Here is an 18,806-nt window from a genome sequence, read left to right as displayed (position 1 = left end):
CCGGCACGGTGTCTATTTTGTCTCCTCGCCCTCGGCGGGAGTCTCGGATTCCTCTTCAGTTGTCTCAGTCGATTCAGTCTCGACTACATCATTTTCCTCAGTTGCCTCGGGCAGTTCTGTCGGAACTTCTTCCGTTTCATTGCTGCCGAAGTCACCGGGAGCCAGCATGTTGATGGCTACGCGGATGTCCGCGATTTTGGTATCGGTCAATCCCTTGACGGAGAGCAACTCTTCATCCGTGGCATTGACGATGGATTCGATGGATTCGAAACCGGCGTTGAAGAAGTTGTCCATGGACACTTCGGCAACGCTTGCGATCTGATCCATACCCTTGCGGGCTGCGTTGAGTTCGCCATAACGGGACTCGGTAAAAATGTCGATCTTCCAGCCAAGGAGCTTGGCAGCAAGCTTGACGTTCTGCCCTTTCCGGCCAATGGCCAGAGTGAGCTGATCGTCGGGGCATACTACTTCCAGCGTTTCTTCTTCCTCATCAACGGTGATGCGGGTGATAACGGCAGGGGAGAGGGCATGCTGGGCGTACATGGCGATGTCCGGAGACCAGACAACGATATCAATGCGTTCGCCTTTGAGTTCCTGAACCACGTTCTGGATACGGGAACCGCGGATACCGACACAGGCGCCGACAGGATCGACGTCGCGTTCGCGGGACATGACAGCAACTTTGGCACGCAGGCCAGCGTCGCGGGCAACACCCATGATCTTGACGGTGGAGTCGGCAACTTCGGGTACTTCGCGCTTGAACAGCTCGATCATGTAGTCCGGGTGCGAGCGGGATACCACGACCTGTGGGCCACGGGATTCCTTGAGCACATCGATGATATAAGCCTGGACGCGGTCACCACGCTTGTAACGTTCCCTGGGGATCTGTTCATCCTTGGGCAGCAGCGCTTCGGTGCGTCCGAGGTTGATGATCCAGCCGGTACGATCACGGCGCTGGATGATACCGCTGGAGATTTCGCCCACGCGGTCCTTATATTCTTCGTAAATAATTTCCTGTTCGGCATCACGCATGCGCTGAATGATGACCTGCTTGGCGGACTGAGCAGCGATACGGCCAAGATCTTCGATTTTGACCGGGAAGCCCATTTCGTCGTCCACGCGGGCATTGGGATCATGTTCCCGTGCGTCTTCCAGGGAAATTTCACTGATGGGATCGTGAACTTCTTCAACAACGACCTTGAATTCAAAGACTTCGATCTCTCCGTTATCTTCGTTGAAGGAGACCTCGATATCCATGGTCTCGCCATATTTGCGAGCCACGGCAGAACGCACGGCTTCTTCGAGAGTGTCGACGAGAAGATCGCGGTCAATGCCCCTGTCTTTGCTAATCTGGTCGATGGCTTTTTTCAGCTCCGACATGATCAAACCTCCGCTCTTCACTCCCTCGGCCCAAACCGATTCGCTGAAGAGAGCTTAATATCTCTGGTGTGTTACCTGTGGTACAACTTAAAATTCATACACAAGACGAACATCTTTGATGTCTGTCCAGTGAAGGGTAACGTCTTCGCCGTCAATTTCCAAGGTGAAGGCATCATCTTCTACGCTTTTGAGTTCGCCGGTGAATTTGCGGCGACCATCAAATACATCGTAGGTCTGGGCGGTCATTTTCTTGCCCATGTAATCGTGCATCTGCTCGGTCGAGAAGAAGCGACGATCCAGCCCAGGCGATGATACCTCGAGAGTGAAAGCGCCGGGAATGATATCTTCGACTTCGAGCATCAATCCAACCTGGCGGCTGACTTTGGCGCATTTGTCAATGGTAGCGCCTCCCTCATCTTCAATATATATCCTTACTATACGCTTCTTGCCCTTGTTGGGAGCTGTAAGTCCCCACAGATTGCAACCGAGAGCCTCTACTTCAGGCCGGATGAGTTCGGTCAGCGTTTCTTCAAAATTTCTGCGCATAGTTTTCTCCGATACAAATAAAAAAGGCGAGCCCGAGCTCACCTACGCGAACCCCGCAAGACCGTACAGACCAGTCATGCGAAAGGCATTGGAGCGGGTGACGGGGGTCGAACCCGCTACTCTCAGCTTGGGAAGCTGACACTCTACCAATTGAGTTACACCCGCTTGGAAACGAGGTTATTTATACACATATAAAATGAATGTCAACAGTGCGGGGGTGTGAGGAAGGCAGCCGAATCTACTATACCGACTATGGTTTTCAGTCAATCGAAAAATGCACACAGGGTTGAAGGAGAGTGACCTCTTCCGTGTCCTCCATATCCTCCAAATGGGGTTGGCATGCTTAGTGCAATTGTTCCTGCCAACAGGAGGACAGCACTATGCGAGATAGTAGTTTAAGCGCATTATTCGGGGCTTTGTCCAATGAAATGAGGATGTCAACCATCGCCAATAATTTGGCGAATGTTAATACGACGGCGTATAAAAAGGATACGATGGCGTTTCACGACGTGTTCACGCGTTTTGCGCATGACAACGTAGTCACCACCAAATCCTTTCTGCGCGACAAGGATATGTTCCCGGACCCGAACATCATGGCCAAGCCGAGGCTTTCGGAACAGGCTGTGGATTTCACCCAGGGCGGCATGCAAAAGACCGGCAATCCACTCGATTTCGCCCTCAGTGGAGAAGGCGTTTTCCGCGTGCAGGCGCCGGAAGGCATATTGTACCAGCGGGCCGGCAACTTTGCCGTTGATGTCAACGGTACGCTCGTCAACAAGGACGGCCATCCCATAATGGTTGATGGCGGTCAGCTCAATATTCCGGCAGGGGCCGAAGTCACTGTCGACGGCGGTGGCGGTATCTATCTTGACGGTCAACCTGCGGGCAATCTTGATCTGGTGACGTTTGACACCATCGGCAAGCTGGAGCGTGTCGGATCGAACATGTTCCGTGCACCCGAAGGCGCTGCCGAGCAGCCACCGGAAGACCTGACCGTACAGCAGGGCTTCTTGGAGAAGGGCAATGTCGAAGTAGTGACGGAAATGGTCTCCATGATTGAGAGCCAGCGATCCTTCGCCATGTACGCCAAGGTGATGCAGAACTCGGATCAGATGGACAGAAAGATGATCACACAACTTTCCAGACTTAGATAAGTAACAGGAGGATAGCAGTTATGATGCGCTCTCTTTGGACTGCTGCGACAGGCATGGTTGCCATGCAGACGCACATCGATACCCTGTCGAACAACCTGGCCAACGTAAATACGACCGGGTTCAAGAAATCCAGGGCCGAATTTGAAGACCTCATGTACCAGACGCTGCAAATCGCCGGTACCCAGAATCAGTCCGGTGGCAGGCTCCCCGTGGGCATGCAGATCGGTATGGGTGTTCGGCCTGTGTCGGTGCACAAGTTCTTTTCGCAGGGTGATTTCCAGAACACCGGCAACCCCCTCGATATGGCCATCGAAGGCAAGGGGTTTTTCCTTGTCGATATGAATGGTGAGGATGTCTACACCCGCGCCGGTGCATTCAAGCTCGATGATCAGGGACGCGTTACTACCGCTGGTGGTCATGTCCTGCAGCCTGAGTTCACCGTACCGCCCGAGACTGTTTCCGTTGTCGTGACCGAAACCGGCAATATCGCGGCTCTGGACAAGGACGGTACGGCATTGGCCGAAGCGGAAATTCAGATTTATCGATTCCAGAACCCAGCCGGTCTGACAGCCATTGGGCGTAACTTCTATCGTGAAAGTGAAGCGTCGGGTGCTCCTGTGGCCGGTACTCCCGGTGATGAGAACTACGGCACGCTCGCTCAAGGATTTCTCGAAGGATCAAACGTGGAAATGGTTGACGAAATGGTCGGTCTGATCGTGGGACAGCGAGCTTACGAAATCAACTCCAAGGCGATCACGACCTCTGACGCCATGTTGCAGACGGCTATCAACATCAAGCGTTAACGGTGAGTAATACGTTAGTAGGAAGGGCGGTACCATGCAAAATGCAAAAGGGACAAATCGGATGAAGACCGGACTGTACATGATGGCGCTGATTGGCATCATGGTTCTGGGCAGTGCCCCCATGTTGGGTGCTGCATCGGGGCCGGGCCAGAATTGGCGTCTGATGGTAAAGAGCGCAGCCTGCGTACAGGGTCCCCGAGTTTTGCTTGGCGAGATTGCCGACCCGTTGCCGGGCGTGGATGCCCGCACCTGGGCGACCCTTTCCAAGCATAAGCTTTGGAAGGCTTCCGACAAGCGGGGACGGCCTGTGACCGTGAGTCGCGACAAACTGCATCAGGTTCTGAAGCATTACATGGGCACCATGGTGAACAACCTCGTGCTGCCGAGCCAATTGACGGTGCAGACCGGCGGCAAGGTCGTGGATGCGGAAGAACTGCGAAACAGGGTTGTCGCTTTTTTGACGCCTCGGGCAAAAGATCTTGGTGGAGAGGTGGTCTTCAAGGACTTGAATCTCCCCATGCATTTCTTTTTCGACAATGAGTACGACAAGCTCAGCATCAACCTGACCGACACCATCAAGCCCGGTCGCAATCAGATACAGCTCAAGGCCGTTTCTTCGGAAGGCAAGATTCTCTCATCCAAGGCAGGGACAGTCTTCCTGAACGTATGGAAGGCGGTACCCGTGGCGGCCAAACCGTTGAATAGAAATGAGCGCGTGACCAAGGATAAGGTAACATTCATGCGGGTTAACCTCGCTTACAAGCCGGAACTTTGGGATGGCACAGGCGGGCCGTGGCGCATGACAAGAACTCTTGGCCGAGGCCAGCCGTTTACCGCAACGCACCTGGAGCCTGTTCCGCTGATCGAGCGGGGGGAAAAGGTCACACTGGTCTACAAGAATGATCGTATACAACTTTCCATCAAGGCCGAAGCGCTTGGCGAAGCCGGAATGGGACAGCAAGTCGGAGTACGCAATTTGCAAAGCAAGCGTACTGTGCGTGGAACCGTTGTTGGCGACAACATGGTCCTGGTTCGATAATCGGAGGATGAACTGATGAGACATCATATTTTTACCACGTTGGCGGCAACATTGCTCGGCTCCACTGTCCTGATGGTCGGGTGTGCTTCCCGGTATGTGGAGCAGCCCATGCCGATTTTGACACCCCCGGTTTACGAGGAGCAGGACCCGACATCCAATCCGGGGTCCCTCTATGATGCCAACCGTTCCGAGTTTCTTTACGACGACAACCGTGCAAGCCGCATTGGTGACATCGTGCTGGTCAAGGTGTCCGAATCCGCTACTACCAATATCAAATCGGAAACCACCGCTGACAAGGAAAACAGCATCAACAATGAAGTGACGGCCATGCCCAACACAGGGATCATCAGCAATATCCCCCTGGCCAAGGAGCTTGGCGCATCGGTTGGTGCAAACATCGGGGCGTCACAGTCATCGGAGTTTTCGGGAACAGGCGAAACCAAGCAGGAATCAAATTTCGAGGCCACCGTGGCAACGCGGATCGTCCGACGTTTGCCCGGCAACCTGTTGCAGGTTGAAGGGGCACGGCGAATCAGGGTCAACGCGGAAACACAATTTCTGGTGGTTCGCGGTCTGATTCGTCAGCGCGACATTGCCTCTGACAATTCCATTCCTTCCACCAGTCTGGCTGAGGCGCAGATCGAAATTTACGGTCAGGGCGTATTGGCTGACAAGCAGAAGCCGGGATGGCTTTCTCGCATACTGGATAACATTTACCCGTTCTAATGACGGTGATGAGCGACATCCTGCATAAAGGTAACGGAGTGAGCGACATGCATACTGACAATCAATCAAAATATATTGACGCAAAGCGGACGGCGAGATCGCTGATGCTGGTCATCCTGGTGATGGCTGCCTCGGTTTTCTGGACCACCGCCATCGTGCCGAGCCCTGCTGAGGCAGCACGGTTGAAGGACATCGCCAGCTTCAGCGGCGTGCGAACCAACGAACTGGTTGGTTACGGTCTGGTGGTCGGTCTGGCGGGAACCGGTGACGGCACCTCCTCGACGTTCACCTTGCGGTCCATGTCCAACATGCTCGAAAAGATGGGTGTGGAAACCAATCCTGACGATCTCAAGCCAAAAAACGTGGCCGCGGTCATGGTCACGGCCAAGCTGCCGGTTTCGGCCAAGCCGGGATCGAGCCTGGATATTACGGTTTCTTCTCTCGGTGATGCAGAGAGCCTGCTGGGTGGAATCCTTCTGGTCACTCCGCTCAAGGGACTTGATGGCAAGGTGTATGCCGTGGCTCAGGGCGCATTGACCATCGGCGGTTTTTCCGCTGTAGGTGAAGCGGCTACCGCACAGAAGAACATCCCCACAGTCGGGCGCATTCCCAATGGAGCGGTGGTCGAACGATCCGTTCCCTTCCGCTTCAATAATCAGGATCGCATGACGGTCAATCTTTCCGTCCGTGACTTTGGCACGACCATGCAGGTGGTGAACAAGATCAACTCGGCTCTTGGCGGCAATTATGCTTCTGCCAAGGATATTTCCACTGTTGAACTGGATCTTCCGGATCAGTTCCGCGGCAATATGGTCCCGCTCATGGCATCGCTTGAGAACCTGTCCATCGCACCCGACGGCAAGGCCAAGGTCGTGGTCGATGAAAAGACCGGTACCGTTGTTCTGGGTCAGGATGTGCGCTTGAGCAAGGTGGCCGTGGCACATGGCAATCTGCAAATCGTGATCGCGGAATCCGAAGATGTGAGCCAGCCCGGTCCGTTCTCTGACGGAACCACGGTGGTCACGCCTCGTACCGACCTGGAAGTGAACGAGCAGAATAACCCGCTGATGTTGGTGGAAGGTGCAACTCTGCAGGAACTGGTTGATGGCTTAAATGCTATCGGTGCCGCACCTCGGGATCTGATTTCCATCATCCGTGCGCTCAAGGCCGCAGGTTCATTACACGCAGACGTGGAGGTCATATAACATGATCAGTTCCGGAATCGATCCCCAAATGATTGCAAGGCAGGCCGATGCCAAGGATGTCGTTCGTTTCAAGCAGGAAATGGACGGACTCAAGCAGCGGTTGGCCGGCGATGGTGACGGCAAGGAAAAGCAACTCCGGAAGGCGTGCCAGGATTTCGAGGCCGTGTTCATCTCCAAGTTGTGGAAGGGCATGAAGTCTACTGTTCCCAAGGAGGGCTACCTCCATTCCAAGCAGGAAGAGCAGTACATGTCCATGTTTGACCGGCAGTTTGCGGAGAAGATGTCACAGGCCGGAGGTATCGGGCTTGCGGACATGATTTACGCACAGTTGAGTGAGAAGCTGAAGAATACCAGCCGCACGACGCTGTCGGGTGGCGTGGATATCAAGCCGCTTGAGCCGCAACCTATCGCCTTGAATCAGCCGACCACCAAGGGCGTTCCCTTGAATCCCTCGGATTCCATGACTCTGGAAGATTGGGGGGGCGCTGCATCTGCCAAGGATGCCGGAAATATTTCCTCGAATGGTGAAGCTATTTCTCAGGATCGAGGAAGAAATGCAGGCGTGCTGACGGATGTAGAGGTCAAGACCCGTCTGGACGAGTTGACGCGCAAGCTTGAAGCGGAACGACTCAAGGCGGAACTGTTGGCAACACAGCCGAACAAGCGGAGTGAAAACTACGGCAAGAATGGATCGAATGCTGTTGGCCGAGATTTTGCAAAGATTGGGTGAATCCTCAATTCCGGCAAAAGGTTCCGGAGTTGATTTGCAAGTAAAAATGTAGTGTTACAATATTCGGAGGCCCCATGATCCAGCTCATAGAGGAAAATTTAGTCCGGCAAAATAAGGCGCTGATGCTTCTTTTCATCCTGTTGGAGGAAGAATTTTCCCGCCTTATGCAGTCCAATCCGCAGAGCGTTTCACAGATCGAACTTTCCATTCAGGAACTCATGCGACAGATCGCTGTCGAGCGTGCCTCCTTGCGTAGAAAGGTTCAGCAGGTTTCCCCAGGTTCTGACCGGGTTGGCGAGCTGCTTGAAAACATGGATGAATCTCGTCGCGAAGCCTTTGAAGGGTTGCTTGGCTTGTTGGACGACACACAGCAGAAGTGTGCTGTTCAGGCTGCCAAGAACCACCAGATGGCAATGGCTCTGTTTGATCAGTCCAAGGGACTCCTCGATTTCATGCACAATCAAGTCAAGCCCAAGAACACCACGTCCTATGCTGCCACGGGGCAGTATGCCAAGGTGTCCAGCAGCGCGCGTATCCTTACCGGGAGGCTCTAAATGTCCTTCGGCGCCAACTCCATACTCGACATGGGCCGATGGGCCCTGTTTGCCTCGCAGGTTCAGCTGCAGGTCACCGGTCAGAACATTTCCAATGTCAACACCGAGGGCTATGCTCGCCGTTCCGTTGTGTTGGAGGAAGGTCCGTACGTCGACTATTCTCCCGGCCAGTTGGGTACCGGCGTCAAGGCCAAGGAGGTCGCACGCAGCTTCGACGAAATGGTCGAGTCATTGTATCTGGAACAGGCGTCGCTCAAGGACAAGTGGGGCAACCTCTGGGAACAGTTGAAGTCGGTTGAAAACCTTCTCAACGAATCCAGTGGAACCGGTGTCAGCAATACGCTTTCCCAATATTTCAATTCCTGGAACGAAGTCAGCCAGCGCCCGGAAAACTACGGCGCACGCCAGTCCGTCGTTAACGATGCTGCCACGCTCATTTCCACTTTGAAGCAGGTGGATGCCGACCTGTCGCTCATGCAACAACGGATCAACTCCACTGTCTCCGCCCAGGTGGATGAGGCCAACAAGCTGATGGCTGAAATTTCCGATCTGAACAAGGAAATTCAGGTTCACCACATCGAAGGCCAGAACAATGCCAATACGCTGCTGGACGAGCGTGCGCGCAAGGTGCGTGAACTCGGCAAGCTGGTTGACATCAAGACCATTGATAACGGCGGTGGCAACTTCACCATTCTGACCAAGTCCGGACAGAACCTTGTGGACGGTGCTTCGCATTTTCAACTTTCCTTTGATTCTCCGAGCAAGACCGTTGACCTGCGGACCGGTTCTACCTTTGAAGGCAACGTATATTTTGATGGCAGTGACGACTTTGAGTACACCATCGAGTTTGTCGGCTCATCGAGCGGCAGCAGTGTGGCTGGACAGGTCACATCAGGCGCCGATGCTGCGCAGTTCCGCGTTTCGCTTGATGGCGGTGTGACTTGGCTTACCGATGATCGAGGCGATCAAAAGCTGTTCAGCGCCCGCGATTACGATTCGCGAGTGAATGTGGAAGGGTTGCAGATCTGGTTTGGCGACTTGGATGATCAAAAGGCCACTCCGAATGGAACATTCCAGGAAGGAGACAGGTTTGTCATCAGCCCGCATCAGGGGCTGTACTGGGTGGAAAACACATCGCATCGGGAAGAGATTACGCCACAGCTGCATTTCAATGGTGAAGAGAATTCGACGCGACTCACCGGCGGGTCCATTGCGGCCATGCTCGCCTTCCGCGACAACTATGTCGGCAGGTACAGGGAGAAGTTGGACAATCTGGCTGAAGGCATTATTTGGGAAACCAACCGCAGACACAGCCAGGGCGCTGGTTTGCAGACATTTACTCAGATCGAAGGCACGTATCAGGTCTCAGACACCACCAAGGCGCTGGCTTCCGACTCCACTGGGCTCGCTTTCGGCGATAGGCTCCAGTCGGGTAGCTCGTTCGTGTATGTGTACAACGAGTCCACTGGGCTGCTGACATCTTCGGCTGCACTCGATTTCGGTGGTGGGGCCACTTTTGATCCCAATACCCATTCTCTTCAAGATGTAGCTGATGCCTTCAACAACACCTATCCCGGCATGGTCAACGCAACCATCGTCAACAACAAGCTCAAGCTAGATGCCGAAGACGGGTTCACCTTTGCCATGGGAACGGACAGCGCCGGATTGATGGCCGGGTTGGGTATCAACACCTTCTTCCGAGGCTCTTCCCCATCGGACATGCAGATCAACGAGAAGATCACGAGTGACCTCGATTATCTTGCCACGGGACATGTCAACGGTGCCGGTGAAATAAACACCGGTGACAACACCACGGCCTTGTCGATGTTTGATTTGCGAGAAGCAAGTATCCAGATTTCCTCGGTGACCGAAGGCACCACTGAAACCACGCTGCTTGATTATTACAACGGCCTGGTGGGCAATGTGGGAACGGACACCAATCGGGCGGAATTCAATCAGAACTTTTATACGACCCTGGCCAATGATCTTGACGAGCGGCAGCAGCAGGTTGCCGGCGTCAACCTCGATGAGGAAATGAGTGATCTCATCAAGTATCAGGCGTCTTACACCGCGGCGGCCAAGCTCATCACCACCGCTGATCAGATGCTGCAGACGATCCTGTCGCTGAAGCCGTAGGGAGGAAAGGGAAATGCGCGTATCGCAACAAATGCTTTTTGACAGGTATGTTTATAACCTGAATACGTCCCTGACTTCCTTGATGGACCTCAACGTCAAGGCGCAGACGCAGAAGCGGATCAACAAGCCGAGCGACGATCCGACCGGAATGACACGTATTCTGGATCACCGGGACACATTGCGTTCCCTTGAACAGTACAAGGAGAATATCTCCACGGCCAAGGGATGGCTGGGTACTGCCGATGAAGCGCTGATGCAGGTCTCGACCATTCTTACCCGAGCCAAGGAGCTTGGGACACAGGCCGCTACCGGTACGGTCGATGAAAACAACCGCGAACAGATCAGTTACGAATTGCGCAGTCTGTTTGAGCAGCTTGTCGGGCTGGCCAATAGTGACTTTGAAGGCAAGTCTATCTTCGGTGGGCAGAAGGTCGACCAGCCCGCATTTGAAGAGATCATGTGGCTGACCACCAACGATGACGATTTCGGCAGTTCCGTGGACTTTACAGTGAACGGTTCGGCCAGTCAGACCGTGTTGGTGCAGTTTGTGGACAACACCGGCACCGTGGGCGTGGGGGAGCAGATGAACCTCTCCAACGCCGGAGTACGTTATTCGATCGATGGCGGTGAGTCGTGGCTGGATGATGGCTATATGAGTTTCAGTGGGGGAGAAGGAACGCTTCATCTCCCATCCAGTGGTACCAGTGTTGACTTCCACAATGATACAATGGTCAGGAACAACGATCCTGACGATGTGAATAATGCGGATGGAACGTGGTTGTGGATTCGTCCTTCGGCGCGTTATCTCGGCGATGACGATGATCCGCCACCATTGGTGGACAAGCTCGGACCCGGTGTTTCAAATATTGATGCCGAAGCTTCGGGGGCATTCCTGAGTACCAATGTCACGGTCCGTATCGACAATACTTCTGCTGTGAATATGGATGAGGAAATTCAATACTCCTACAGTCTTGACGGCGGTATCAACTGGGTGACCGGTAACGTTGCCAACGCCGATACTTCGCCCAACCAATCCACACTCAGCGTGGCCAATGGCGGTATCCTGACCCTGATGTCAAATGGCTCCAATACCTTGGAGCCCGGACAGCAGTTCGTTATTCGGCCGAGGTCCGCTGATATCGATCTGGATATTTCGTCCAGTGAACGGGTCACGGTCAACAATGTCGGCAAGGATGTGTTTGGCGGTATCTATATGGACCCCGACAATGTCCTGGCCGAAGGTGGCAATATCGTGACTCTGGGCAGTGAGAATGCGGGACGGGTGTTCCATTCCAATGGGGCGCCGAATATGGCCATCTCCATTCAAGGTGACGATGAGTACTCCAAGAACCTTTTCGAGGTCGTTGGTAACCTTGTGGCCTTCACTGAAACCAACAATCAAACTGGTGTGCAGCAGGCATTGGCGAATTTGTCCGAGGCCCAGAAGCACATCATGAATTCCATAGCCGACGTTGGTGGTCGCGAAAATCGCATCGCCGTGGGGGAAACCATCATCGACGGCCTGAAGCTCAATGAACAGACACTGGTCAGTTCCATTGAAGATGCGGACGTCAGTGAATTGATGACTGAGTTGGCGCAGCAGCAGATCGTGTACGAGTCCGTTTTACGGTCCACGTCGATGATCATGCAGTTGAATCTTGGCAAGTTTATCTAATAAGGATTCGTAACCTACTGGACGTGCGGTGAAACGTGATGTAGTTCGCATACGAAGGGGTTCGCAGGGAAGCGGACAGCTAAACCCAATGGTGGAACAATGTTGATACTGACCCGGAGACCGGGAGAAAGCCTATATCTGGGCGATAACATCAAGCTGAAGATCCTGAGTGTTCAGGGGAAGCAGATAAAAATCGGCCTGGACGTCCCTGAAGACATGACTGTCTACAGGGAAGAGGTGTATTTGAAGATCAAGGAACAGAACAAGCAGGCGCTGGAATCCAGCCAGCAGGACCTGCTCGCGGCGGCTGCATTATGGTCAGAGATAGAAAACAAAAAATAATGACGAAGCTGGGCGAGCGCGAGATCAGCCCGGAAGGTATCGTATATTTCCCCCGTGGCCTCATTGGCATGGAGAACAAACGGGAATTCGCGCTCCTGAGTGTTAAGGATGAACGGTCCCCGTTCCTGCTGTTGCAGTGCGTGACTGATCCGGGATTGGGCCTGCTTGTGGCAGACCCCTATGCGTTCATGGATGAGTATGATGTCCGGCTGGAGAAGCTGGAAAGAAAGACGCTGAAGATCGAAAACGTCAAGCAGTTGGCCATTCTCGTGACAGTGTCCATCCCACAAAACAAACCCGAAAACACCACTCTTAACCTCCAGGGACCCATTGTTATCAATACCCAGGCGAGGATAGGTCTTCAGGTGCCGCAGACTGACGCGGGATATCCCACCCACTACAATCCCATTCAAAAATAGTATGAATGCGGTGGTAGCTGTTGATATCGCCTGTTAACAACAGCTTACAATGTATCCGATAAATATGGTTGATGAAGGTTCAGCAGGTTTTCCCTGCTGCCTTGAGATGCCATGTATTTTTACCATGCGAGAATTGTTGTTCTCAATAAGGCAAGCGAGTGAGTTATGGAACTGTATGAACAGGGGAGCATCAATATTTGGTCAGACCCGTACATCCGTAAACAGCTGTTGCTGGCGCATTTGAATGCGAATTCAGATGCAGCCAGTCGCAAACCTGAGACTATCAGTGCGACCATTGATTGGATGTTGAAAGATAGTGCCCCCGGGGCATTTATCGATTGGGGATGCGGGCCAGGACTCTATTCCAACGAAATCTCAGCGCGTGGCTGGGATGTGCTTGGAGTTGATATCAATGAAGAGTCAGTAAAGTATGCTGAGAAAAAGGCTTCTGAGAAGACGTTGTCAGCTCGGTATGCCGTCGGCTCATACCTCGATCAGTTGAGTTTCGGAAAATTTGATATTGCCGCCTGCATTTATTGTGACTTTGGTGCATTGAAACCAAACGACAGGGCAGCGTTTCTGGAAAACGTCAAAAATAATCTTGGTGAAGGTGGTACCTTTGTCTTTGATGTCTTTGGCGAACAAGTGTGCGCAGGCAAGACGGAAGGGCGCAACTGGCTTCGCGAGGAAGCGAAAAACTTCTGGTGTGAATCGCCATGCTACGTTCTGACAGAGTGCGAACATTTCAAGGAACAGAGTGTCTGGGGAGATAAATACGTTGTCATCCCGGATTCAGGAGAGCCTTTCAGCACAGTTATCTGGACCCATTACTTCACGGTCGAGGCTATTTCGACGCTTCTGTCCGATTTCGGGTTTGAAATGACAGAGACCAACCAGAATCTGGTGCAAAATGGTGAGTTCATCTCATCTGATGTGATTTTCATTCGAGCAGCGGTGTCAGGTAGCTAAGCTCTGATGCCGTACTCCTGTTGTTGATAAAAGGAACCATCTATACGCTCAGTTGCTGTCCTCAACTCTTCAAGCACAAAAAAGGCCTTCAATGATGAAGGCCTTTTGAATTTTGTTGAAATACGAATTGGTTAGGTCGTGATGGTTCTGTGAGGATTCGACCATAGGAGTAGTGTTGTCAACCATCTGAGTGTGGTGTCAGGTTGATGGAGCGAGGGAGTCGGGCTGCCACTACCTCTTGTTGAATGTGGTCATGTCCTCGGGGCAATAGTCCCTTACTTGACGAAAAGATCCAGGTCGTCGCGAATCAGGTTTGCTGCGGCCTTCTTCACGTCGGGCTTGTATGTGCCGTCCTTGACCTGCTGCTTCAGGCGGTCAACCTTTTCGCGCCGGACATCGGGCGCATCATTGGCTGTCTGCAGGGATGCACCACGCAGACGGGCTTCGGACGAAAGGACCACGCGATCAGCGTTGTCAGCAGTCGTCTTGGCTTGTCCTTGTGACTTCTGCGCCTGCTCGGCCTGACTCTTGTTGTCGATCTTCTTGTTTGCGTATGGGTGTTGGTCCCCTACGATACTCTTGATAACCATATTTTCCCTCCCGAGAGTTCGGGACTATCAAAGCATTGTTTGGTCAACCTTTGACAGTGTTATCTCCCACAACCGCCTCATTACCTTGTTCCTATCGGCCCCGGTAAGTTCGTGCGGTCCGTTTTCCGTATCCCTTAATATCTGAACGTCGGTTCCGTCCACCGGATACTCATAAATAAACCGTGTGCCGAATTCCTCTTCCATCTGTCTCATGATGGCGGCAACAACGGGAGTGTGCTCGGTGTTGACTATCAGATTTTCAATGACCTCGTGCGCTATACGCTCGACCATTTCGCGACGCCTGGCCTGTCGGGCCACATCATCCATAGGGGGCGTGCCTCCCATGGCCTGACGAAAGCGTGCAAGACGCTTGGCGCTTGTAAGCTGCTTTCCATAGGTGCGCAGCATGTTGCGAACTGTAGCCGATTGAGTCTTCACATTAATAGTCCTTCCTTGATTGTTAGAATCGACGCAGGATGAAAAAACTTTAGGGGTGTTTACGCAAAAAATCAAAGAATGTGAACTTTTCTCAAAAGCGGAATCCGACATTTTTTGAAAAAGGTTGAATGTTTTTGTAAATTTATCTACTAAAATGAAGCATTGGTCCACAGGAGAGAATAACTGTTCACCCGCTAAATGGTTTCTAATCCGGCGGCACAGTTTACACAATCATTCTATCTTTATTTGATGGAGAAATCGAATGGGTTTTGACCGGAATTTCGAGTCGGTGCTGGATATTTCTTACGGCAAACATGTCTCCCTGGACGCGTTGCTGCTTCATTTCATGACGGAAAACCATCTGGAATACACCATTGATCCGGACAAAAACGGCTCAATGGAACAACTGCGTTTCATGATGGCCCTCGAAGATGGCGAGTTCTATGCTCCGTGCTCTGATGAGATGTTCATGATGCTGTTGCAGGAAGGGCTGCCCGATGAACTGCTCAAGGATTATCTCAAGCAGTGGAAAACGTTCATCAAGCTGACGCGAAACTTCTGTTCCGAACGGGAGCAGGCCAGCCGCTTCATTCAATTGGCTCGACACAAGTTCCGAATGGTCCTGGCCTCGCCCATCGTTATCCCGTCACGGTTGATGAAGCGACTCATCACTATTTTCATGACCCAGTCGGGAATCGATGATCCGTATCGCTCCATTCGACGGGCGCTCAATCGCCGTGCCGCACGCATTGTCGATTCCGACGTGTACGACAAGATGGTGCATGACTGTCTGGTGGATGACGAAAAGTGCGAACGCATTGATGATCTGCGCCACAAGCTCGACATGCTTGAGGTGGAGCGACTGATGCGCATGTCCACCCTGACCGACAACTGGTCGCCGGAGTCCTTTGATGAGGAGGCACTGCGCAGGGCCAAGATCGATGATGAAATTCGCCAGAGTTCAGAGTTGTTTACTCCGGTCTGCGATGCTCTCGGTAAAGGGGGCGATGACCCGAAACGCATTCTGTACATACCCAACAGAGCCGGTGGGCTGATGTTTGACCTTCAAGTGATCAAGGCCTTGTTGCGCCTTGGACACAGGGTGGTTCTGGCGCTCAAGGAAGGATTCTTTTTCGAGTATCCCACTTTCTGGGACCGTGATGCTGATCCGGTCCTGTCGCAGCGACTCAAGGGCGCACATTTCGTCAGCGAAGATCGACTCTCGAAAAATCAGTTGCTGGCAATCATGGCCCAGCACAATTTCGTGGTCATCTCCGATGGAACCCGGGAAACGTTCAACCCCTATCGCTGTTCGGTGACATTCGCCCGTGCATGGAAGGAGTGCGACATTGTTCTGGCGAAAGGGCGTTCCATGAATAAACGAATGATCGGTTCAAGCCACAATTTCACTCGCGATGTGGTCAGCTTTTACCGAAGCAAGGAAGGCGAGTTCAAGCTCCATTACAAACACAAGCCTGAAAAAGTACACAAGTTCAGCGAGAGCTACATTACTTCCAAGGCTGATGCCATTATCGCGGAAATGCGACAGGCCAAGGCGCAGGGCAACACTGTCATGTTCTATTCGGGGATCATCGGTTCGGTACCGGGGCAGACCAAAGTCGCCATTGAAGTGATCTCCGCTTATGTCAATCATCTCAGAAACACACTTGACGATGCCTACATCATCAACCCCGGTGAGCATTTCGAGGAAGGAATGGACGCCGACGACCTGATGTACATGTGGGAGAAGGTCCAGCGCAGCGGCTATATCAACGTCTGGCGTTTTCAGACGTATTTCGATATTGAAAAGAGCTTCGAGCTGCTGGGACGGAAAGTGCCGCCTGTCTGGACAGGAAAGGATGCCACATATTCCACTGGTTGTACCAAGGAGATGCATATCGCCCTTGACGTCCAGAGGGCATATCCCGAATTGCAGATCATCGGCCCCAACCCGGAAAAATTCTTCCGGCGTCGGGAGTATGGCGTGGGTAAGTTCTGCGATGTCGCAATTGATTCGTGTGGATAATGGAATGTGATTTGAGTGGAAGATGAAAACTGAGTCGATCGAAAGGCGTATCCAAACAGGATGGCGCTGCCTTTTCCTGCTTCTCGCGCTCTGTGTGCTGGCGGCCTGTGTCAAACGCGTCGGCGATGTGAACGATGATGCGACGAAGGTCGCTGTCGAGACCGAAAAGGTGCCCGACGAGAAAGTGGAGGCATCACCAAACGCGTGTGATGTCGTCAAACGACCGACTTCCACTCAGGAGGCACTCGGTCTGCTTCGTTCATCGCGCCAGTTGCGACTGACGTTGCGGGTGGAACCGAAGCCGGAGACCCTGCCGTTTTGCGAGTTGTTTTTCCCACTCAATAGCGAGGAAGGTCTGCAAAGTTCCTCGCGGATTGATCTGAAAAGTCAGGGACTGACTTCATGGACCGCATTGGCCGGCCCGGTGCAGCGCAGCCTGGAGTACGCCCTGAATATGCCGCAGGATCAACCGGCATTGCTTCAGCCTGGCATGTCCCTCAAGTGGGCGCAGGTGGTCAGGTCCCTTGAGGAATTTCTCGACCTGCTGCCGTACCTGGATGAACAGCCGGAACTTCTTGCCAATCGTTTCGTTTGGTATGGCATGAGTCAGAAGCCGCTGATGACCGGGTATTACACCCCGGAGATCGAGGCGAGTCTTACACGGCGACCGGGCTATGATTTCCCGATCTACGGCGTACCTTCCGATCTTCGGTTCGGCATGGTGCGTGGGCATGAGCAGTTTTACCGACTGGACCGCGGGCGGGTACTGCCGTACTATGATCGCGGGGATGTCGATGTTCGCAAGGTTCTCGCAGGGCGGAAGCTCGAAATAGCCTGGGCCAAAGACCCACTCGATGTGTTTTACATGCAGGTTGAGGGATGTGGTCGTTTGCGTCTGCCCGATGGCACGGCGCGTAACGTGCTCTACGGTGCAAAGAACGGCCACGGATTCCGAAGCCTGGGGCGCATTCTTCACGCCAAGGGATTGCTTCCCAAGGGGCGGTTGTCGAAGAATCATGTGAAAAAATATTTTTCCAAGCATCCCAAGGACATGTTCAAGCTGATGGCGGAAAATCGCAGCTACGTGTTTTTCCGGCTTGAAGATTCGCCGCCCGAAGGTACCATAGGAAAGCCGTTGACGCCGATGGTTTCGCTGGCTACAGACCGAAAGCTTCTGCCGCTTGGAAGCGTGCTCGCTTTCGAGGCGGATATCCCCCATGCGAAGAACGGTCGCCCTGTTGGCAAACGGCGGGTGACCGGCATTGGCTTGGCGCAGGATACCGGCACGGCCATCAAAGGGCCGCGGCTGGACTATTACATTGGTGAAGGGAATGAGGTGGAGCCCGTTGCCAATAATATAATGACAAAGGCCACCGTCTATTTGTTGATAAGTAAGGAAGCATTGATAAATGGCTGATATTACATATGATGAACTGAAAGAAATGATTCAGGACGCCGTAGCGCACCAGTTGCGCTCCGTCACCGATTGGCACCTGGGCGATCCTGTGTACGATGATGAGGGAGAGCCTTCTCCCGATCTCGCAGGGGTGGCAGGATTTCGCGAACTCGTGGGCCGCCAGCACTGGGTGAATTTCAAGCTGTGGCACGTGGAAGACCGTGCTCGTCGCAAGGATGTCGATGCCACTGTCATTGCTGATTGCAAGTACGCCATCGACAAGCTCAATCAGAAACGCAACGACCTTATCGAGCGTGTGGACGAGTGTCTGATCGGTATGCTGACCCCGCTGCTTCCGGCCGATGGCGCCGAGCGCTACAACACCGAGACCGTCGGTGCAGCCCTTGACCGTCTTTCCATTCAGGCGCTGAAAATCTACCACATGAAGGAACAGTGCAGCCGCAAGGATGTGGACGAAGGACACGTCAAGCAGTGCTCCGACAAGGTGCTGACATTGCAGCAGCAGCATGAAGACCTGACTCGCGCCATTGTAGAACTCATCGAAGAGTACGAAGCTGGAACCAAGAAGCCGAAGGTGTATTTCCAGTTCAAAATGTACAACGACCCGAGCTTGAATCCGGAACTTTACAAGAACAAGAACTAGGGAAGGAGAGAGCC

The 18,806-nt window shown here is 53.1% G+C and carries 19 protein-coding genes and 1 tRNA gene; 15 read left to right on the top strand and 5 right to left on the bottom strand.

Translation table 11 applies throughout. The annotated features are described in order from the left end of the window. Positions 1-12: 12 nt before the first annotated feature. From nusA to DPRO_RS03690, 3 genes are all read right to left on the bottom strand, one after another. Entirely contained in the window at positions 13-1,380 is a 1,368-nt protein-coding gene (gene nusA / locus DPRO_RS03700) for a transcription termination factor NusA (RefSeq protein ID WP_173806734.1), read from the bottom strand. Positions 1,381-1,467: 87 nt separating this feature from the next. Further along, a complete protein-coding gene (locus DPRO_RS03695; protein WP_097010844.1) occupies positions 1,468-1,926 on the bottom strand; it encodes a ribosome maturation factor RimP in 459 nt (152 codons plus the stop codon). 89 nt (positions 1,927-2,015) lie between these two features. After that, positions 2,016-2,091: transfer RNA gene (locus DPRO_RS03690), tRNA-Gly, on the bottom strand. A gap of 215 nt (positions 2,092-2,306) precedes the next feature. Here DPRO_RS03690 and DPRO_RS03685 point away from each other — a divergent pair. From DPRO_RS03685 to DPRO_RS03630, 12 genes are all read left to right on the top strand, one after another. Next, complete coding sequence (locus DPRO_RS03685; RefSeq protein WP_097010843.1) at positions 2,307-3,080, top strand: flagellar hook-basal body protein; 774 nt, start codon at positions 2,307-2,309, stop codon at positions 3,078-3,080. A gap of 20 nt (positions 3,081-3,100) precedes the next feature. After that, positions 3,101-3,883 (top strand): flagellar basal-body rod protein FlgG, encoded by a 783-nt coding sequence (gene flgG, locus DPRO_RS03680; RefSeq protein WP_097010842.1) that lies wholly within the window; start codon positions 3,101-3,103, stop codon positions 3,881-3,883. Between the two features lie 34 nt (positions 3,884-3,917). After that, entirely contained in the window at positions 3,918-4,922 is a 1,005-nt protein-coding gene (gene flgA, locus DPRO_RS03675) for a flagellar basal body P-ring formation chaperone FlgA (protein WP_097010841.1), read from the top strand. A 15-nt stretch (positions 4,923-4,937) separates the two neighbouring features. Beyond that, positions 4,938-5,648 carry a flagellar basal body L-ring protein FlgH gene (locus tag DPRO_RS03670; protein ID WP_097010840.1) on the top strand — a complete coding sequence of 237 codons (711 nt, stop codon included), beginning with the start codon at positions 4,938-4,940 and terminating at the stop codon, positions 5,646-5,648. 122 nt (positions 5,649-5,770) lie between these two features. Next, the gene (locus DPRO_RS03665; RefSeq protein ID WP_232005777.1) at positions 5,771-6,853 is read left to right on the top strand and encodes a flagellar basal body P-ring protein FlgI; all 1,083 of its coding nucleotides are present in this window, start codon (positions 5,771-5,773) and stop codon (positions 6,851-6,853) included. A 1-nt stretch (position 6,854) separates the two neighbouring features. Then, positions 6,855-7,583 (top strand): rod-binding protein, encoded by a 729-nt coding sequence (locus tag DPRO_RS03660; protein WP_097010839.1) that lies wholly within the window; start codon positions 6,855-6,857, stop codon positions 7,581-7,583. A 74-nt stretch (positions 7,584-7,657) separates the two neighbouring features. After that, positions 7,658-8,137: a flagellar export chaperone FlgN gene (gene flgN / locus DPRO_RS03655; protein ID WP_097010838.1), complete on the top strand. Its 480-nt coding sequence runs from the start codon at positions 7,658-7,660 to the stop codon at positions 8,135-8,137. Further along, entirely contained in the window at positions 8,138-10,273 is a 2,136-nt protein-coding gene (gene flgK, locus DPRO_RS03650; RefSeq protein WP_097010837.1) for a flagellar hook-associated protein FlgK, read from the top strand. A 13-nt stretch (positions 10,274-10,286) separates the two neighbouring features. Beyond that, positions 10,287-11,948: a flagellar hook-associated protein FlgL gene (flgL, locus tag DPRO_RS03645; RefSeq protein WP_097010836.1), complete on the top strand. Its 1,662-nt coding sequence runs from the start codon at positions 10,287-10,289 to the stop codon at positions 11,946-11,948. A 99-nt stretch (positions 11,949-12,047) separates the two neighbouring features. Then, on the top strand, positions 12,048-12,290 hold the full coding sequence (gene csrA, locus DPRO_RS03640) for a carbon storage regulator CsrA (protein WP_097010835.1): 243 nt from the start codon (positions 12,048-12,050) through the stop codon (positions 12,288-12,290). Next, entirely contained in the window at positions 12,290-12,709 is a 420-nt protein-coding gene (gene fliW / locus DPRO_RS03635; RefSeq protein WP_232005695.1) for a flagellar assembly protein FliW, read from the top strand. The genes csrA and fliW overlap by 1 nt, the downstream gene beginning before the upstream one ends. A 165-nt stretch (positions 12,710-12,874) precedes the next feature. Next, positions 12,875-13,678, top strand: coding sequence for a class I SAM-dependent methyltransferase (locus tag DPRO_RS03630; protein WP_097010833.1), 804 nt, complete (start codon positions 12,875-12,877; stop codon positions 13,676-13,678). A gap of 275 nt (positions 13,679-13,953) precedes the next feature. Here DPRO_RS03630 and flgM read toward each other — a convergent pair whose 3' ends face one another. Further along, positions 13,954-14,268, bottom strand: coding sequence for a flagellar biosynthesis anti-sigma factor FlgM (gene flgM / locus DPRO_RS03625; protein WP_097010832.1), 315 nt, complete (start codon positions 14,266-14,268; stop codon positions 13,954-13,956). 27 nt (positions 14,269-14,295) lie between these two features. Then, on the bottom strand, positions 14,296-14,706 hold the full coding sequence (locus DPRO_RS03620) for a DVU0524 family FlgM-associated protein (RefSeq protein WP_173806732.1): 411 nt from the start codon (positions 14,704-14,706) through the stop codon (positions 14,296-14,298). 262 nt (positions 14,707-14,968) lie between these two features. On the opposite strand from DPRO_RS03620, the gene DPRO_RS03615 reads away from it, so the two are divergent. From DPRO_RS03615 to DPRO_RS03605, 3 genes are read left to right on the top strand one after another with little or no spacing between them, the layout of a single operon-like run. Next, positions 14,969-16,732 carry an ARMT1-like domain-containing protein gene (locus DPRO_RS03615; protein ID WP_097010831.1) on the top strand — a complete coding sequence of 588 codons (1,764 nt, stop codon included), beginning with the start codon at positions 14,969-14,971 and terminating at the stop codon, positions 16,730-16,732. A 22-nt stretch (positions 16,733-16,754) separates the two neighbouring features. Continuing rightward, on the top strand, positions 16,755-18,149 hold the full coding sequence (locus DPRO_RS03610; RefSeq protein WP_097010830.1) for an MltA domain-containing protein: 1,395 nt from the start codon (positions 16,755-16,757) through the stop codon (positions 18,147-18,149). Continuing rightward, positions 18,142-18,792, top strand: coding sequence for a DUF4254 domain-containing protein (locus DPRO_RS03605; RefSeq protein WP_097010829.1), 651 nt, complete (start codon positions 18,142-18,144; stop codon positions 18,790-18,792). Before DPRO_RS03610 ends, DPRO_RS03605 begins: the two co-directional genes overlap by 8 nt. Positions 18,793-18,806: the final 14 nt, after the last annotated feature.

It is taken from the genome of Pseudodesulfovibrio profundus (assembly GCF_900217235.1).
In the GTDB taxonomy this organism is placed as follows: domain Bacteria; phylum Desulfobacterota; class Desulfovibrionia; order Desulfovibrionales; family Desulfovibrionaceae; genus Pseudodesulfovibrio; species Pseudodesulfovibrio profundus.
This window is presented reverse-complemented; position numbering and strand designations above follow the sequence as displayed.

Bases quoted from the DNA above. Each gene is read 5' to 3' on its own strand.
- nusA (WP_173806734.1), bottom strand. From the start codon at position 1,380: ATGTCGGAGCTGAAAAAAGCCATCGACCAGATTAGCAAAGACAGGGGC.
- DPRO_RS03695 (WP_097010844.1), bottom strand. From the start codon at position 1,926: ATGCGCAGAAATTTTGAAGAAACGCTGACCGAACTCATCCGGCCTGAA.
- DPRO_RS03685 (WP_097010843.1), top strand. From the start codon at position 2,307: ATGCGAGATAGTAGTTTAAGCGCATTATTCGGGGCTTTGTCCAATGAA.
- flgG (WP_097010842.1), top strand. From the start codon at position 3,101: ATGATGCGCTCTCTTTGGACTGCTGCGACAGGCATGGTTGCCATGCAG.
- flgA (WP_097010841.1), top strand. From the start codon at position 3,918: ATGCAAAATGCAAAAGGGACAAATCGGATGAAGACCGGACTGTACATG.
- DPRO_RS03670 (WP_097010840.1), top strand. From the start codon at position 4,938: ATGAGACATCATATTTTTACCACGTTGGCGGCAACATTGCTCGGCTCC.
- DPRO_RS03665 (WP_232005777.1), top strand. From the start codon at position 5,771: ATGGCTGCCTCGGTTTTCTGGACCACCGCCATCGTGCCGAGCCCTGCT.
- DPRO_RS03660 (WP_097010839.1), top strand. From the start codon at position 6,855: ATGATCAGTTCCGGAATCGATCCCCAAATGATTGCAAGGCAGGCCGAT.
- flgN (WP_097010838.1), top strand. From the start codon at position 7,658: ATGATCCAGCTCATAGAGGAAAATTTAGTCCGGCAAAATAAGGCGCTG.
- flgK (WP_097010837.1), top strand. From the start codon at position 8,138: ATGTCCTTCGGCGCCAACTCCATACTCGACATGGGCCGATGGGCCCTG.
- flgL (WP_097010836.1), top strand. From the start codon at position 10,287: ATGCGCGTATCGCAACAAATGCTTTTTGACAGGTATGTTTATAACCTG.
- csrA (WP_097010835.1), top strand. From the start codon at position 12,048: ATGTTGATACTGACCCGGAGACCGGGAGAAAGCCTATATCTGGGCGAT.
- fliW (WP_232005695.1), top strand. From the start codon at position 12,290: ATGACGAAGCTGGGCGAGCGCGAGATCAGCCCGGAAGGTATCGTATAT.
- DPRO_RS03630 (WP_097010833.1), top strand. From the start codon at position 12,875: ATGGAACTGTATGAACAGGGGAGCATCAATATTTGGTCAGACCCGTAC.
- flgM (WP_097010832.1), bottom strand. From the start codon at position 14,268: ATGGTTATCAAGAGTATCGTAGGGGACCAACACCCATACGCAAACAAG.
- DPRO_RS03615 (WP_097010831.1), top strand. From the start codon at position 14,969: ATGGGTTTTGACCGGAATTTCGAGTCGGTGCTGGATATTTCTTACGGC.
- DPRO_RS03610 (WP_097010830.1), top strand. From the start codon at position 16,755: ATGAAAACTGAGTCGATCGAAAGGCGTATCCAAACAGGATGGCGCTGC.
- DPRO_RS03605 (WP_097010829.1), top strand. From the start codon at position 18,142: ATGGCTGATATTACATATGATGAACTGAAAGAAATGATTCAGGACGCC.